This is a genomic window from Cellulomonas sp. NPDC055163, assembly GCF_053607065.1.
On the sequence record NZ_JBSGSU010000005.1, the window covers coordinates 258833 to 273040 of the forward strand.

The 14208-nt window shown below is 76.7% G+C and carries 18 protein-coding genes; 9 read left to right on the forward strand and 9 right to left on the reverse strand.

What is annotated here, in order from left to right; genetic code table 11:
- Positions 1–117 precede the first annotated feature (117 nt).
- Positions 118–1920, forward strand: coding sequence for a thiamine pyrophosphate-requiring protein (locus ACWFNE_RS11690; protein ID WP_452122582.1), 1803 nt, complete (start codon positions 118–120; stop codon positions 1918–1920).
- A gap of 54 nt (positions 1921–1974) precedes the next feature.
- Entirely contained in the window at positions 1975–2730 is a 756-nt protein-coding gene (locus ACWFNE_RS11695; RefSeq protein WP_452122583.1) for a ZIP family metal transporter, read from the forward strand.
- Between the two features lie 98 nt (positions 2731–2828).
- Here ACWFNE_RS11695 and ACWFNE_RS11700 read toward each other — a convergent pair whose 3' ends face one another.
- The 4 genes from ACWFNE_RS11700 to ACWFNE_RS11715 all read right to left on the reverse strand — a co-directional run bounded on the left by ACWFNE_RS11700 (position 2829) and on the right by ACWFNE_RS11715 (position 5770).
- Positions 2829–3008, reverse strand: a complete 180-nt coding sequence (locus tag ACWFNE_RS11700) for an Rv0909 family putative TA system antitoxin (protein ID WP_452122584.1) — start codon at positions 3006–3008, stop codon at positions 2829–2831.
- 127 nt (positions 3009–3135) lie between these two features.
- Positions 3136–4011: a DNA/RNA non-specific endonuclease gene (locus ACWFNE_RS11705; protein ID WP_452122585.1), complete on the reverse strand. Its 876-nt coding sequence runs from the start codon at positions 4009–4011 to the stop codon at positions 3136–3138.
- 83 nt (positions 4012–4094) lie between these two features.
- On the reverse strand, positions 4095–4850 hold the full coding sequence (locus tag ACWFNE_RS11710) for a glycosyltransferase family A protein (RefSeq protein WP_452122586.1): 756 nt from the start codon (positions 4848–4850) through the stop codon (positions 4095–4097).
- Positions 4851–4912: 62 nt separating this feature from the next.
- Complete coding sequence (locus ACWFNE_RS11715) at positions 4913–5770, reverse strand: UbiA family prenyltransferase (RefSeq protein WP_452122587.1); 858 nt, start codon at positions 5768–5770, stop codon at positions 4913–4915.
- Positions 5771–5846: 76 nt separating this feature from the next.
- On the opposite strand from ACWFNE_RS11715, the gene ACWFNE_RS11720 reads away from it, so the two are divergent.
- Genes ACWFNE_RS11720 through ACWFNE_RS11730 form a run of 3 tightly spaced genes read left to right on the forward strand, consistent with a single transcriptional unit; the run spans position 5847 to position 8568 of the window.
- Entirely contained in the window at positions 5847–6953 is a 1107-nt protein-coding gene (locus tag ACWFNE_RS11720) for a type III polyketide synthase (RefSeq protein WP_452122588.1), read from the forward strand.
- Positions 6947–7528 carry an isoprenylcysteine carboxyl methyltransferase family protein gene (locus tag ACWFNE_RS11725; protein ID WP_452122589.1) on the forward strand — a complete coding sequence of 194 codons (582 nt, stop codon included), beginning with the start codon at positions 6947–6949 and terminating at the stop codon, positions 7526–7528. The genes ACWFNE_RS11720 and ACWFNE_RS11725 overlap by 7 nt, the downstream gene beginning before the upstream one ends.
- Positions 7525–8568 carry an NAD(P)/FAD-dependent oxidoreductase gene (locus ACWFNE_RS11730; RefSeq protein WP_452122590.1) on the forward strand — a complete coding sequence of 348 codons (1044 nt, stop codon included), beginning with the start codon at positions 7525–7527 and terminating at the stop codon, positions 8566–8568. The genes ACWFNE_RS11725 and ACWFNE_RS11730 overlap by 4 nt, the downstream gene beginning before the upstream one ends.
- 146 nt (positions 8569–8714) lie before the next feature.
- Here ACWFNE_RS11730 and ACWFNE_RS11735 read toward each other — a convergent pair whose 3' ends face one another.
- Entirely contained in the window at positions 8715–9341 is a 627-nt protein-coding gene (locus ACWFNE_RS11735; protein ID WP_452122591.1) for a uridine kinase, read from the reverse strand.
- A gap of 113 nt (positions 9342–9454) precedes the next feature.
- Between ACWFNE_RS11735 and ACWFNE_RS11740 the strand changes: the two genes are divergently transcribed.
- Complete coding sequence (locus ACWFNE_RS11740) at positions 9455–10045, forward strand: M15 family metallopeptidase (protein WP_452122592.1); 591 nt, start codon at positions 9455–9457, stop codon at positions 10043–10045.
- A gap of 205 nt (positions 10046–10250) precedes the next feature.
- Here the strand turns inward: ACWFNE_RS11740 and ACWFNE_RS11745 are convergent, their stop codons facing one another.
- Together ACWFNE_RS11745 and ACWFNE_RS11750 are read right to left on the reverse strand one after the other, a co-directional pair.
- Complete coding sequence (locus ACWFNE_RS11745) at positions 10251–10448, reverse strand: hypothetical protein (RefSeq protein ID WP_452122593.1); 198 nt, start codon at positions 10446–10448, stop codon at positions 10251–10253.
- Between the two features lie 52 nt (positions 10449–10500).
- Positions 10501–11508: a DNA-3-methyladenine glycosylase family protein gene (locus tag ACWFNE_RS11750; RefSeq protein ID WP_452122594.1), complete on the reverse strand. Its 1008-nt coding sequence runs from the start codon at positions 11506–11508 to the stop codon at positions 10501–10503.
- A 134-nt stretch (positions 11509–11642) separates the two neighbouring features.
- Here ACWFNE_RS11750 and ACWFNE_RS11755 point away from each other — a divergent pair, with 134 nt between their 5' ends.
- From ACWFNE_RS11755 to ACWFNE_RS11765, 3 genes are all read left to right on the forward strand, one after another.
- A complete protein-coding gene (locus tag ACWFNE_RS11755; protein ID WP_452122595.1) occupies positions 11643–11831 on the forward strand; it encodes a hypothetical protein in 189 nt (62 codons plus the stop codon).
- 58 nt (positions 11832–11889) lie between these two features.
- Positions 11890–12132 (forward strand): hypothetical protein, encoded by a 243-nt coding sequence (locus ACWFNE_RS11760; RefSeq protein ID WP_452122596.1) that lies wholly within the window; start codon positions 11890–11892, stop codon positions 12130–12132.
- A 151-nt stretch (positions 12133–12283) separates the two neighbouring features.
- Positions 12284–12535: a hypothetical protein gene (locus tag ACWFNE_RS11765; protein ID WP_452122597.1), complete on the forward strand. Its 252-nt coding sequence runs from the start codon at positions 12284–12286 to the stop codon at positions 12533–12535.
- 27 nt (positions 12536–12562) lie between these two features.
- On the opposite strand, the gene ACWFNE_RS11770 is transcribed toward ACWFNE_RS11765, so the two are convergent.
- Both ACWFNE_RS11770 and ACWFNE_RS11775 read right to left on the reverse strand, forming a co-directional pair.
- Entirely contained in the window at positions 12563–13591 is a 1029-nt protein-coding gene (locus ACWFNE_RS11770; protein ID WP_452122598.1) for a sigma-70 family RNA polymerase sigma factor, read from the reverse strand.
- Positions 13592–13730: 139 nt separating this feature from the next.
- Positions 13731–14126 carry a VOC family protein gene (locus ACWFNE_RS11775; RefSeq protein WP_452122752.1) on the reverse strand — a complete coding sequence of 132 codons (396 nt, stop codon included), beginning with the start codon at positions 14124–14126 and terminating at the stop codon, positions 13731–13733.
- Positions 14127–14208: the final 82 nt, after the last annotated feature.

Sequence of the window (14208 nt, forward strand, 5' to 3'; positions counted from 1 at the left end):
ACGCCGCCCGGGCGCCCTCCCGGATGCGCTGTGCCGCACACCGCCCGACGATGGCCGGGTGCGTCAGGACACCGCGCACGCACCGAGGACCGACGGGTCCCGCGCGGGAGGGTCGACATGGCGACGGTGGCGGACGGGATCGTGGCACGGCTCGCGGAGTGGGGCGTCGAGCGGGTGTTCGGCTTCGCGGGCGACGGGATCGACCCGCTGCTCGCGGCGCTCGACCGGGCCTCCGACAGCGTCCAGCTCGTGACCGCGAGGCACGAGGAGATGGCCGCGTTCATGGCCACCGGGCACGCCAAGTACAGCGGCGGGGTCGGCGTCTGCCTCGCGACGCAGGGACCCGGCGCGATCCACCTCCTGACCGGGCTGTACGACGCGAAGCTCGACCGCAAGCCCGTCGTCGCGATCGTCGGGCAGGTCGTCTCCACCGCGCTCGGCAGCGGCTACCTGCAGGAGGTCGACCTCCAGACGCTGTTCAAGGACGTGTGCGGCCAGTACGTCCAGACCGTGCACAGCGCCGAGCAGCTCCCGCTCGTGCTGGACAACGCGCTCCGCACCGCGCTCGCGACGTCGAGCCCGACGTGCGTGATCGTGCCGCACGACGTGCAGAAGGAGGACCTTCCCGAGGGCACTCCGCACACCCACGGCGTCGTGGCGTCGTCCGCGACGTGGGCGCGTCCGCGGGTCGTCCCCGACGACGCCTCGCTCGACCGGGCCGCCGAGCTCCTGGACTCCGGCGAGAGGGTCGCGCTCCTCGTCGGGCAGGGGGCCGCCGGAGCGGCGGAGCAGGTCCGGGCGGTCGCCGAGCGGCTCGGCGCGGGGATCACGACGTCGCTGCTCGGCAAGCCGGTCCTCGACGAGGGCCTCCCGTACCACTGCGGGGTCATGGGGCACCTCGGCACGACCGCGTCCGCCGACCTGCTCGCGCGCTGCGACACGCTCCTGATCGTCGGCAGCAGCGACCCGTGGACCGAGTTCTACCCGCCGCCCGGCACCGTCCGGACCGTGCAGGTCGACATCGCGGCACGCAACCTCGGGGCGAAGTACCCGGTCGAGGTCGGTCTCGCCGGGGACGCAGCGCTCACCCTGGACCTGCTGCTCCCCCGGCTGCGCGCACGCGACGGCTGGCGCGCCGACGTCGAGCGGAGCGTCGTCGCGTGGCACGAGATCGCCGCGCAGCGCGCCGCCGAGCCCGCCGACCCGCTCAACCCCCAGCTCGTGCTGCGCACGCTGAGCGACCACCTGCCCGCCGACGCCCAGGTCTCGCTGGACGTCGGGTCGGTCGTCTACTGGTACGCACGGTTCCTCCGCCTGCCCCCGGGCGTCCCGGCCCACCTGTCCAGCACCCTCGCGTCGATGGGCTCCGCGCTGCCGTACGGGATCGCCGCGAAGCTGCTGCACCCCGACCGGCCCGTGGTCGCGCTCGCGGGCGACGGCGCGATGCAGATGAACGGGCTCTCCGAGCTCATCACGGTCGCCGCGCGCTGGCGGGACTGGGCCGACCCGCGGTTCGTGGTCCTCGTGCTCCACAACGGCGACCTCGCGGAGGTGTCGTGGGAGCAGCGCGAGATGGAGGGCGACCCGCGCTTCGCGACGTCCCAGACCGTGCCGCCGTTCCCCTACGCCGCCTACGCCGAGCTGCTGGGCCTGACCGGGATCCGCGTGGACGACCCCGCGAACGTCGACGCAGCGTGGCGCACCGCGCTCGGCGCCGACCGGCCTTGCCTGATCGAGGCCGTCGTCGACCGCGACACGCCTCTGCTCGCACCGCGCCAGCCCGCCGAGAAGGTCGAGCAGATGCGCCGCGGCCTCGCCCAGGAGCCCGGCGGCCGGGCTGCGGCCGACCACCTGGACCGCCAGCGCGCCCACGAGGCGGCCCACGACCCGGCGGGCGTCACCGCGGAGAACGACGCATGACCGCAGCCACGGCGACCCCGCCGCGCCGTCGCCGACACGCGGGGGCGTAGCGGCGTGCCCGTCTGGCTCGAGGCCGGGCTGTGGGGGCTCGTCGCCGGTGGCGCGCTCGTGCTCGGTGCGCTCGTCGCCTGGTGGGTCGAGGTGCCGCAGCGCGTCGTCGCGGGCGTCATGGCGTTCGGCGCCGGGGTCCTCGTCTCGGCGCTCGCGTTCGAGCTCGTCGAGCCCGCGGAGCAGCAGGGCGGGCTCGGGCCGACGGTCCTGGGGTTCCTCGGCGGGGCCGTCGCGTACGTGGCCGCGAACGAGGTGCTCGCGCGGCGCGGGGCGCGGCACCGCAAGCGCTCGACCGGGAAGCAGCCCTCGGAGCAGGAGAGCGCCGGCAGCGGTGCCGCGATCGCGGTCGGTGCGCTGCTCGACGGCATCCCGGAGTCCGTCGTCCTGGGCCTGTCGGTCCTCGGCGGCGAGGGCGTCGGGATCGGCGTCCTCGTCGCGGTGTTCATCTCGAACGTGCCCGAGGGGCTCTCGAGTGCCGCCGGCATGAAGCGGGCCGGCCGGAGCGCCCGGTACGTGTTCGGCGTGTGGGGCGCGATCGCCGTCGCGAGCGGGCTGGCGGCCGCGCTGGGGGCAGCCACGCTCGGCGGCGCGTCGCCGACGACGGTCGCGGTGATCACGGCGGTCGCCGCGGGTGCGATCCTTGCGATGGTCGCCGACACGATGATCCCGGAGGCGTTCGAGCGCACGCACGCCCTCACGGGGATCGTGACCGCGCTGGGCTTCGTCGCCGCCTTCGCGGTGCACCACCTCGGGGAGTGAGCGGTGCATCACCACGGGAGGTGAGCCGTGCACCCCGGACGCGGCAGGGCCCCGACGGCGCGCGTCAGGGCCCTGCCGTGCGGTCGTGCGTCGGGGCGCTACTGCCCGAGGCGCTCGTCGGCGGCGTCGCCGGCCTTCTCGAGCTGCTCGTCGTGCTTGCCGCCGGTGGCCTTCGAGGCCGCGTCCTGGCCCTTGTCGAGCGCGGCGTCGCTCGCCTTCTCGCCCTTCTCGCTGTTCAGTGCGCCCTCCGCCTTGCCCGTCAGGTCGTCGATGCCCATGCCGGTCTCCTCACTGTCCGAGGCGCCCGTCGCGCCCTCGTCCATGCTGCGACCGGCGGCCGTGGAGCGCACGCGGAGACGCGCACGGGTGCGTCTCCCCGGCCCGGCACGCGGTACGCGGTACGCGTCAGAGCCGGATGTCCCGGGCGCTCGCGAGCGGCACCCAGCCGGCACGCAGGGCGGGTCCGCTGCCGCGGGTCGAGACCGTCGCGAGCCGGTCGGCGGCCACGAGCGGCCCGAGGTCGAGCCGCGTCAGGGTCTCGACGTCGCGGACCGGCACCTGGAACGTCCGGAACGGCCCGAGCGGGGGCGGCTCGCCGGCGGCGAGCGCCTGCGCGGTCGCGGTACGCAGGTCGACGTCGTCGAGCTGCGGCGTCTGGTCGAGCACGTACGCGGTGGTCGCGAGCCGTGGCGCGGCGCCGGCCTCCGCGTCGTCGGGCACGTCGGCCCAGGCCACGACCTTCCAGAACAGCCGCGGGACCCCGATGCCGCGGTAGACGGGGTCGTCCGGGTCCAGGACGGGGCCGGTCAGGACGGTGAGGCGCTGCCCGTGGGCGCGGGCGTGCTCGAGCACGTGGTCCTCGAGCCCGTTCCACAGCTCCTTCGACTGGTTGAACTCCGCGGCCTGCGGTGCGGCGTTCGGGTAGGCGAACGTGTCGACGTTCGCGCGGGCGGCGACGGCCGGCGCGCCCCACACGGGGTCACGGCGCCGGACCAGGTGCCCACGGTCGAGGTCGTTGCGTGCGTAGAGCTCGGGGCCGGCCTGCTCGTCGGCGCCGACCCGCGGGTCGAGGTGCCAGTCGTCACCGCGGCCGAGGTCGAGCAGGCTCGCTCCGTCGACGTTGACGCCGGTCGCGGCCGCGAGCCTGCGGCGCGGGTCCAGCAGCACCGTGAAGTGCGTGGACGGGAGCTCGCGCAGCGGGGCGTCCGCCGGGGCCGTGGGGAGCGGGGCGCGCACGCCCAGGAAGTCGGGGTCGAAGGCGTGCACGTCCGGCGGCGTCATGCCTCGACCCCACCACGCGGCACCGACAGACGCACCCGCTGCCCGCCGAGGACGACCCGCGGCGCGCCCCTCGGCCGGAGGGGTCAGCCCGCGGCTCCACGCCCACCGGCTCCCCCGAGCCGCTGCGCCCAGCGCTCCCACGGCGGCTGCACGTCCCACCCGCGCCGCAGCGAGCGCCACGCCCGGTCGAACCGCCGCCGGCCCTGCGCCGCACCGTGCAGCGAGCGACCCGAGACGCGGACCCGCAGGGACCGGTCGTAGCGCAGGCGGGCGCCGGGGCCGAGCGCGAACGACAGGTCGACGTCGTCGTGGCTCTCGGGGTCGGTGCGGTTGACCTGCTCGCGCACGGCCAGCCACGCCGTGCGCCGCAGCGCCATGTTCGAGCCCCACAGCGGCGGGTGCGCCATCGCGGCGTGCATCGCCGCGTAGTACGTGCGCAGGTACAGCCAGCCGACGACCGTCGCGCGCCAGCGCGGCACGTCGTAGAACGCGCCCGTGCCGGTGACCGCGTCGAGCGCCGGGTCGGACTCGAAGTGCCGGGCGACCGCCGCGAGCCAGTCGGACGGCACGAGCGTGTCGGCGTCGCACCGCACGATGACGTCGCCGCGCGCCGCGTCGTACCCGGTCGCCGCCGCGGCCGGGATCCCCGGTGCGGACTCCGGCACGACGCGGGCACCGTGCGCGACGGCGACGGCGGCGCTGTCGTCGGTCGACCCGTTGTCGACGACGACCACCTCCCACGCCGGGCGGGTCTGCCGGTCGAGGTGCGCGAGGCACGCGCGCAGCGCGACGGCGTCGTCCTTCACGGGGATGACGACGGACAGCGTGAGCACGGGCACGCCCCGACCCTCTCCCGACGCGCGCGCCGGCGCACGCGGGACCTCGCCGGCCGGTCGCCCCGTCATGTCGTCGCGCCCGCCGGGACGAGGTCGGGCGCAGCGAGCACGAGAAGCGCGACGCACACCGCGGCGACCGCCATGCTGAGCGTGAACGGCAGCCTGCTCCGGCGGCGCACCAGCGCGACACCCCCGCCCACGACCGCGAGCACGAGTGCCGCCGCGGCGCCGACCCACCCGGCCGTGCCGGGGCCGCCGGGGGGCGCCAGCACCACGACCGCGACGGCCGCCAGCAGCGCGCCGAGCGCGACCGCCGTGGCCCGGGTCCGCCCGAGCCGGTGCGGCAGGCCCCGGACCCCCGTCGCCGCGTCGTCCTCGAGGTCGGGCAGCACGTTCGCGACGTGGGCTCCCACGCCCAGCAGGGACGCCGCGAGCACGCCCCACCCGGTCGGCGCCCCCCGTCCCGGCTCCGCGAGCGCGACGAACACGAGCAGCAGCCCGAACGAGACCGCGTAGGGCGCCCACGACCACGCCGTGCGCTTGAGCCACGCGTTGTACGACCAGGCGCTCGCGACCGCCACGACGTGCACCGCCCCGGGCTCGAGCCCCGTCGCGAACGACAACAGGACGCACACGGCGAGCGCCCCGAGCGCCCAGCGGCGCAGTGTCGCGGCGTCGAGGAGACCGGCGACGACGGGCTTGTCCGGGCGCGCGACCGCGAGGTCCCGCCCGGCGTCGATCCAGTCGTTCGACCAGCCGACCGAGAGCTGCCCGGCGAGCACCGCCGCGGTCACCAGCACGATCGTGCGGACGTCCGAGCCGAGACCCACGGCGAGCGACGCGGCGAGCACGGTCACGACGGCCGCTGGCCCCGGGTGGCACGCGAGCGCGAGCCCACGCGCGACGCGTCCCGCTCGCTGCACACCCGCTCCCTCCGCCCGGCGGCCGAGGCTAGCAACCGGACGCGCCGATCAGCCTGCCACGTGCAACGATGCCGCAATGTCCCGACTTGTCGCAGTGGCACCCGTGGTGCCGGACCACGTGCACGCGCAAGCCGAGATCACCGCGGAGATCGGGCCGCTGCTCGCGCCGAGCCCGGCCCGGCGCGCGCTCCTCGACCGGTTCCACGGCGCCTCCGGGGTGCGCACCCGGCACTTCGCGCTGCCGCTCGAGAAGTACGCGGCGCTGACGTCGTTCGACCAGGGCAACGACCTGTTCATCAGCGTCGGCGCCGAGCTCGCCGAGCGGGCCCTGCGCGCCGCGCTCGACGCCGCCGGGCTCGAGCCGTCCGACGTGGACTTCGTGCTCTTCACGTCGGTGACGGGCATCTCGGCGCCCTCGATCGACTCGCTGCTCGTCGAGCGGGTGGGCCTGCGCCGGGACGTCAAGCGGCTGCCCTCGTTCGGGCTCGGGTGCGTCGCGGGCGCCGCGGGGCTGGCCCGGGTGCACGACTACCTCGTCGGCCACCCGCACGACGTGGCGGTGCTGCTGTCCGTCGAGCTGTGCTCGTTGACGATCCAGCACGGGGACGACTCGACGGCCAACCTCGTGTCGAGCGGGCTGTTCGGCGACGGCGCCGCGGCGGTCGTCATGGTCGGCGCGGAACGGGCCCGGGCGCTCGACGCCGCCGCGGGCGGCGTGCCCGCCGGGGTCGACGTGGTGGGCAGCCGCAGCGCGGTGTACCCGGGCAGCGCGGCGACGCTCGGGTGGGACATCGGCGGGTCCGGGTTCCGCATCGTGCTCGGGGCGGGCCTCGCGGACGTCGTCGAGCAGCACCTCGCGGGCGACGTCGCCGCTCTCCTCGACGCCCACGGGCTCACGCACGCCGACGTCGCGGCATGGGTCGGCCACGCCGGCGGCCCGCGCATCCTCGAGGCGGCCCAGCGCGCGCTCGCGCTCCCGGACGGCGCGCTCGACCGCAGCTGGGCCTCGCTCGCGCGCGTCGGCAACCTCTCGTCCGCGTCGGTGCTGCACGTCCTCGCCGACACCCTCGCCGACGGCGCACCGAGCCCCGGCGAGCCCGCTGTGCTGTTCGCGTTCGGACCCGGGGTGAGCGCCGAGCTCGTCCTGCTCCGCGGCGCGGGGACGGAGAACCCCTCATGCTGACCCCCTACCTCGTCCTGCTCGGCGCGACGGCTCTCGAGCGCCTGGCCGAGCTCGTCGTCTCGACCCGCAACGCGCGCTGGTCGTTCGCGCGCGGAGGCGCCGAGTACGGGCGAGGCCACTTCCCGCCGATGGTCGCGCTGCACGCGGGCCTGCTCGTCGCGTGCGCGGTCGAGGTGGTCGTCGCGGACCGGCCGTTCCTGCCCGCCCTGGGCTGGACCGCGCTGGTGCTCACGCTCGCGAGCCAGGCGCTGCGCTGGTGGTGCATCGCGACGCTCGGCCCGCGGTGGAACACGCGCGTCATCGTGGTGCCGGGCCTGCCGCTCGTGACGGGCGGCCCGTACCGCTGGCTGCGTCACCCGAACTACGTCGCGGTCGTCGTCGAGGGCATCGCGCTCCCGCTCGTGCACACCGCGTGGGTCACCGCGCTCGTGTTCACGCTGCTCAACGCCGTGCTGCTGCTCCGCTTCCGCATCCCGACCGAGGAGCGCGCGCTCGGCCTGCTCGCCGCCACCGCTCCGCAGGGCGAGGCCCCGGCGGGCGGCGACCCGGTGGTGCGCCGGGCCGACCGCGCGTGAGCACGCCGGTCGACACCGACGTCGTGGTCGTCGGGGGTGGACCGGTCGGCCTCGCGTGCGCGATCGAGTCGAGGCTCGCGGGCCTGGACGTCGTGGTCGTCGAGCCGCGCACCGGCTCGGTCGACAAGGCCTGCGGCGAGGGGCTCATGCCGGGGGCGCTCGCCGCGCTCGGGCGGCTCGGCGTCGACCCGCCCGGGCACCCGCTGGCCGGGGTCAGCTACCGGCGGGGCGCCCACCACGCGGACCACCGCTTCCGCGGCACACCCGGCCGCGGTGTGCGCCGCACGACCCTGCACGACGCGCTGCGCGAGCGGGCCGACGAGCTCGGCGCACGACGGGTCACCGCGCGCGTGGACCACGTCGACCGGACGGCCGACGGTGTCGAGGTCGCGGGGGTGCGCGCGCGGCGGCTGCTCGCCTGCGACGGGCTGCACTCGACCGTGCGGCGGCTCACCGGCCTCGAGGTCGCGCCCCGCCGGTCGGGCCCACGCGCCCCGGTCCGCCGGTTCGGGCTGCGCCGGCACTTCCACGTCGCGGCCTGGACGGACCTCGTCGAGGTGCACTGGGGCCGGGCGGTCGAGGCGTACGTCACCCCGGTGAGCGACGACCTCGTCGGCGTGGCGCTGCTGGGCCCGGCGGGCGTCGACTTCGCGACCGCGCTCGCGGCGTTCCCCGAGCTGGTCGCGCGGCTCGACGGGGCGGAGCCGGCGGGCCCGGTGCGCGGCGCGGGGCCGCTGCGCCAGCGCACGCTGCGGCGCACGAGCGGCCCCGTCCGGCTCGTGGGCGACGCGTCGGGGTACGTCGACGCGCTCACCGGCGAGGGGCTGCGCGTCGGGCTCGCGCAGGCGGCGGCGGCGATCCGCCACCTCGACGACCCGGCCGCGTACGAGCGGTCGTGGGCGCAGGCGACGCGCGGCTACCGCGTCCTGACGACGGGCCTGGTGGCGTGGGCGACGTCCCCGGCGCGCGGCGCGATCGTCCCTGTCGCCCGCAGCTCGCCGCGGCTCTACGGCACCATCGTCGAGGCGCTCGCGCGCTGACCGCGCCGCGCCCCCGCCCGCGCGCCGCGCCCCCCGCACGCGCGCCGCGTCTTTCGTCGCGCGGCATCCACGCCGCTCGGCCCGCTTCACGCTCGTCAGCGCCGTCCCTCCCGCACCGCCCCTCGCACGGGCTCGTCGCGTCCGCGTCAGCGGTGCACGAGCGCCGGGTGCCGCGGGTCGTCGACGCGCACGGCGACGTCCGCCGTGCGCTCCGGGTCGCACTCCCGCACGTGGCGCGCGTACGCGGGCAGCGTCCACCGCTCCTCTGCGGGGGTGCGGCGCTCGAGCGTCGCGGGACGCAGCGCGAGGTGCACCGTGACGTCCACGTCGAGGCCGCGGCCTGCGAGCAGCGCGCCGTCGAGCACGAGCACCGTCCCGTCGTCGGCACGCAGGCGCCGGGCACGGGTCGACCGGTCGCGCACCGGGTCCCGCAGGCTCGGCAGGTACTCCCCCGAGCCGTGCGAACCGAGCGGACGCAGCACCTCGCGGTCGAGCGCGCCGAGGTCCACCCAGTCGTCGTACAGCGCGAGATCGTCCTGGTGCCCGTGCTCGAGCCGCACGGACGCCGCCCGCAGGAAGTCGCGCGACCGCACCCGCACGACGGGCCTGCCCGCCGCGCGCAGCGGCTCGACGAGGGCGTCCGCGAGCGCCTCCGGACGGGCCGGCGGCGGACCGTCCACGAGGACCCGCACGTGCGTGCCGCGCTCGCGCCGCGAGAGCACGCCGACGACGTGGTCGACGAGCGCGTCAGGGGTGACCGGCTCGACGCGCACCGGGACAGTCTGCCCCGCACGGGACGCCGTCGTCGTCCGGCCTGACCGCCGCGACCCCTCAGATCACGGACCGTCCCGCCGATCGGGTCCCCGACCACGGCACGAGGAGACGCATGGACGGCATCACCGCGATCACGCAGCGCATGGCGGCGATCCAGGCGACCGTCGCGACGCTCGCCCCGCCCGCGCCCCGGACCGCCACGGTCTCCGCGTCGGGGGCGGCGTTCGGTGCGGTGCTCGAGCAGGCGGTGGCGCAGAGCGCCCCGACCCCCGCCGCCACACCCGCGTCCAAGCCCGCCGCGGTGTTCGTCGACGGCGTCCCGGCCGACCTCGCCGCGTACGGCAACGGCCGCATCCCCCGCGACGCGCTCGAGCCGGTGGGGTCCACGGGTCACACGCTCTGGGCACCCGCCGCGGGTGCGCTCGAGGACGTCCTCGCGGCCGCCGCGCGCGACGGTGTCACCATCGGCATCACCGACTCCTACCGCTCGTACGACGCGCAGGTCGACGTCGCGGAGCGCAAGGGCCTGTACTCCCAGGGCGGCCTGGCGGCGAAGCCGGGAGCGAGCCCGCACGGCTGGGGGCTGGCCGTGGACCTCAAGCTCGACGCGACGGCCCAGGCGTGGATGCGCGCCAACGGCGGTCGCTTCGGCTTCGTGGAGGACACCCCCCGCGAGCCCTGGCACTGGGTCTACCGCGGCTGACCGGACCACCGGCGACCGACCGCGGCGGCTGGCGCACGCCGGTACGAGCCGTGCCCGTCGCGCACCGCAGCCCGCTCGTCGTCACGGGCGGAGCGGCGTCGCGCGCCCACTCGTCGCGCACGCCGCGCTGATGCCCGCGGTGCGCGGCCTCGCGCGCGGGACCCGGCAGGGCGTCCCACCGGGTCCCGCGCGCGTGCCCGGGCCGTCAGACCGTGTCCGGGTCGCGCGGGTTGAGGTTGCCCGGGTCCGCGTCGGGGTCCGCGTACTCCCCGCCGGCGTCCGAGGTGGTGTCGCGCGGGTTGAGGTTGTCCGGGTCGGTGTCCGTGTCGGTGTCCGGGTCGTACGGCTTCTCGGACTCGTTCACCGGCTGCTGGTCGCGGGTGCTCTCGGTGTGCTCGCTCATGTGCCTCACGCTGCCACCGGGACGCTCGACCCGCATCCGATGCGGCGGGACGTCAGCCCCGGCGGTGGTCCTGCACGGTGAGCCGGGGCCCGCGCCGCGGGGCGAACGCGCGGCCGGTCAGCTCGAGAAGCCGGATCACGCGGTACCGGTGCGGGTGCCACGGGGCGAGGAGCTCGAGCATCGTCGCGTCGTCGACCCGCCGGCCCACGAGCGCCCAGCCCACGCCCTTGGCCAGGTGGTAGTCCCCGACGGACACCGCGTCGGCGTCGCCGAGCGCGCGCTGCGCCACCTCGGCGGCCGTCCACACGCCCACCCCCGGGACGGCCTGGAGCCGGCGCGTCGCGTCCCCGGGCGTCATCGCCGCGGCCTCCTCGAGCCGCCCGGCGACGCGGGCGCACGCGAGGACCGTGCGGGCGCGCCGGGGGTCGACGCCGGCGCGGTGGAAGTCCCACTCGGGCACGCCGAGCCAGCCGTGCGCGTCGGGCACGACGCGCATGCCCGCCGGTGCCGGGCCGGGCGCCGGGTCCCCGTGCCGGTCGAGCAGCCAGCGCCACGCGCTGAACGCGGTGCTCGCGATGACGCGCTGCTCGAGCACCGCCGGGACGAGCGCCTCGAGCACACGCCCCGTGCGGGGCACGCGCAGCCCCGGGTGCCGGCGGTGGGCGTCGTGCAGGTCGGCGCGCTGCGGGTCGAACGTGGAGGGGTCGTCACGGTCCCCCAGCAGCTCGGGCACCGACGCGAGCACCTCGGCGGCCCCCGGGCCCCAGGCGGACGCGTCGACCCGGTGCGACCCGCGCTGGACGAGGCGCAGCGTCGCGGGGCCGGACGGCGGGCGGGTCGTGCGCCAGAGCGCGCCGTCGGGCGAGCGCTGCTGCGTGGGGTCGAACCGCCCGTGCGCGAGCCGCTGGAGCGTGAGGCCGAGGTCGACGGGCGTCGAGGGGCGGTAGCTCGCGGTGCTGCCCCCGCCGGGGTGCGCGTCACCGGTGCCGGGGTGCGCGTCGCCGGTGCCGGGGTGCGCGTCGCCGGTGCCAGCCGGCACGGGCACCGCGGACGCGCTCATCCACCCATGGTGCCACCCGCGTCCGCCCCGGGGTGCAGCCCGGCGCCTGCGCGCCCACGATGGAGCGGAGGCCGCACGCCGCGGGCGGCCCGACCCACCCGGACCCGCCGCGGCGCCGACGGGAGGGCGAGCACATGAGCGAGCAGGGCACCGAGCAGGGCGACGAGCGGGTCGCCGGCGGCTCGGGCGGCGGCGCCGACGACACCGGCGTCTCGTCGGCCGACGAGACGTCTCCCGGCTCCGACGGCGACGGCGTCGAGGCCGGCTACACGACACCCGAGGAGCTCGCGGGCGACCCCGGAGAGGGCGAACCGACCGCCTGACTGCGGCAGGCGGGGGGTGGTGGTTCCGCTCAGGGCGGAACAGGAGGATGATCGAGGGGTGGCCCCCCAGCAGACCGGTCCCCGCCGGCACCTCCCCAACAGTCCCTTCAACGCCGCTCGCGAGCGCGCGGCAGCCGAAGCCGTCTTCGAGCGCATCCCCGTCGGTGAGCGCGTCTCGCACGAGCGCCACGGCCTCGGCCGTGTGGTTGCGCTCTCAGGCGAGAGCGACGTGATCGTCGACTTCGGCGGCGGCGACCGCCGACGCGTCTCCCTCGCGAGCTCCAAGCTCGAGCGTCTCTGACCCACCGCGCGTCCCCCGGCGCACGGTGCGTGGACCGATGAGTCCGCCGCGCACCGTCGGTCTTCCCTCCAGACCGAGCTGGAGGCCGCGCATGCCCGACGAGACCGAACCGGCGCGACACGCTCCCGAGGCGTGCTCGCGAGTCCGGCTGATGCTGGCTGTCGCCGCGCGCACCGTCGTGCGCGACGCGAGCGGGCTGCCGCCGGACCTCGCGAGCGTCGACGCGCTCGCCCGTGCCCACCTCGAGGAGCTGCGCTCCGGGCGGCGTGCGGTGCTGCGCGGCGCGAGCGACGAGCTCGTCGAGCTGCTGCGGTTCGCGGGCCTCGTGGACGTGCTGCGCGTCGAGACCGTCGTGTCGCCGATCCGGCGACCCGTCGGCGACGGGAGGCCCCGGACCTCCTGAGCCGTCCGGCGCGGCGGGTGCGCCTGCTCAGGCGGAGGCGTCCGCCACGTCGAGGTGGTCGGGCAGGCCGAACGCCGCGAACAGCCGGGTGTCGACGAAGTTCGTGATGCTCGAGATGCAGCCGTCGCGGATCTCGAGGACGTGGATCGCCCACGGCTCGAGCCGACCGGCGACGGCGCTCGGCTTGTACTGCGCGAACGCCGGGGAGCCGTTCGCCTCGACCTGCAGCAGCCGCGACCCGCGGCAGGCGCCGCCCGGGCCGACGTGCCAGAGCCCGATGTCGACGGGACCGCTCAGCCACAGGGCCCACGGCGGCATCGACTGGGTCGCGTCGGCGTGCAGCAGCCGCACGAGCGCCTCGATGTCGTACGCCTCGAACGCCTTGACGTACTGGTCGAGCAGGGCGGCGTGCTCCGGGTCGAGCGGGTCGGGCGCGCTCGACCTGCGCTCCGCCACTCCGTTCGCGAGCGTCGCCCGGGCGCGCTGGAGCGCGCTGTTCACGGACGCGACCGTCGAGCCGAGGAGCGTCGCGACCTCCTCGGCCCGCCAGCGCAGCACCTCGCGCAGGATGAGCACCGCACGCTGGCGCGGCGGCAGCTCCTGCAGCGCCGCGACGAACGCCAGCCGCACGGACTCCCGGGCCACGGCGACGTCCGCGGGGTCGCCCGAGTCGGGCAGCACGCGCTCGTCGGGTGCCGGCCCGAGCCACGTCGGGTCGCCCAGCTTCTCGCCGAGGGACGCCTCGACGGGGGGCGACGCGGCCGGCGAGAGGTCCATGGGCAGCGCGCGCCGGCGGGTGCCGTCGAGCGAGTCGAAGCACACGTTGGTCGCGATGCGGTAGAGCCACGAGCGCAGGCTCGAGCGGCCGTCGAAGCGGTCGAGCGCACGCCAGGCGCGCACCATGACCTCCTGGACGGCGTCCTCGGCGTCGTAGATCGACCCGAGCATCCGGTAGCAGAAGCCCGTGAGCTCCCGGCGGTACGGCTCGAGCTGGTCGGGCGTCGCGGCGGGGGTGCGCGCGGCGGCGGGTGCGTCTGCGGGGACCAGACCGGTCACGACGGGGGCCTCTCGACGTCCGGGGTGGGCTCGGTGCCCGCCGTCGGGGCGGCGGGTGCCCACGACCTCTCGATCCTGACAGTGCGCCGCGCCCACCGACAACCCTCCCGGACGTGCGATCAGGTCGACGTCCGGCGCGTCAGCCCGCAGCACCGGCCTGCTCCATGAACATCGCCTCCCAGACGTGGCCGTCCGGGTCCTGGAAGGAGCGGGAGTACATCCCGCCCTCCTCGACGGGCGGCTTCGACGGGCTGCCGCCCGCGGAGAGCGCCGCGTCGACCAGCTCGTCGACGCGGGCCCGGGACGCGACGGAGAACGCGACGATGACCTCGGTGGTCGTGGTCGCGTCGGCCACGGGCTTCGTCGTGAACGTCGCGAAGAAGGGGTCCACGAGCATCATGACGAAGCTCTCCGCCCCGAGCACGAGGCACGCCGCCCGGTCGTCGGTGTACTGCGGGTCGAAGCCCAGCCCGAGGGCCGTGAAGAACGCCGTCGACCGGGCGAGGTCGCGGACGGGCAGGTTGACGAACACCATGGAGCGCACGCGGGACCTCCGGGACCTGTCGGCTGCTGGTCCAGGGCAGACCGGTCTTGGGCCGGGAACTCATCGCCCGGGC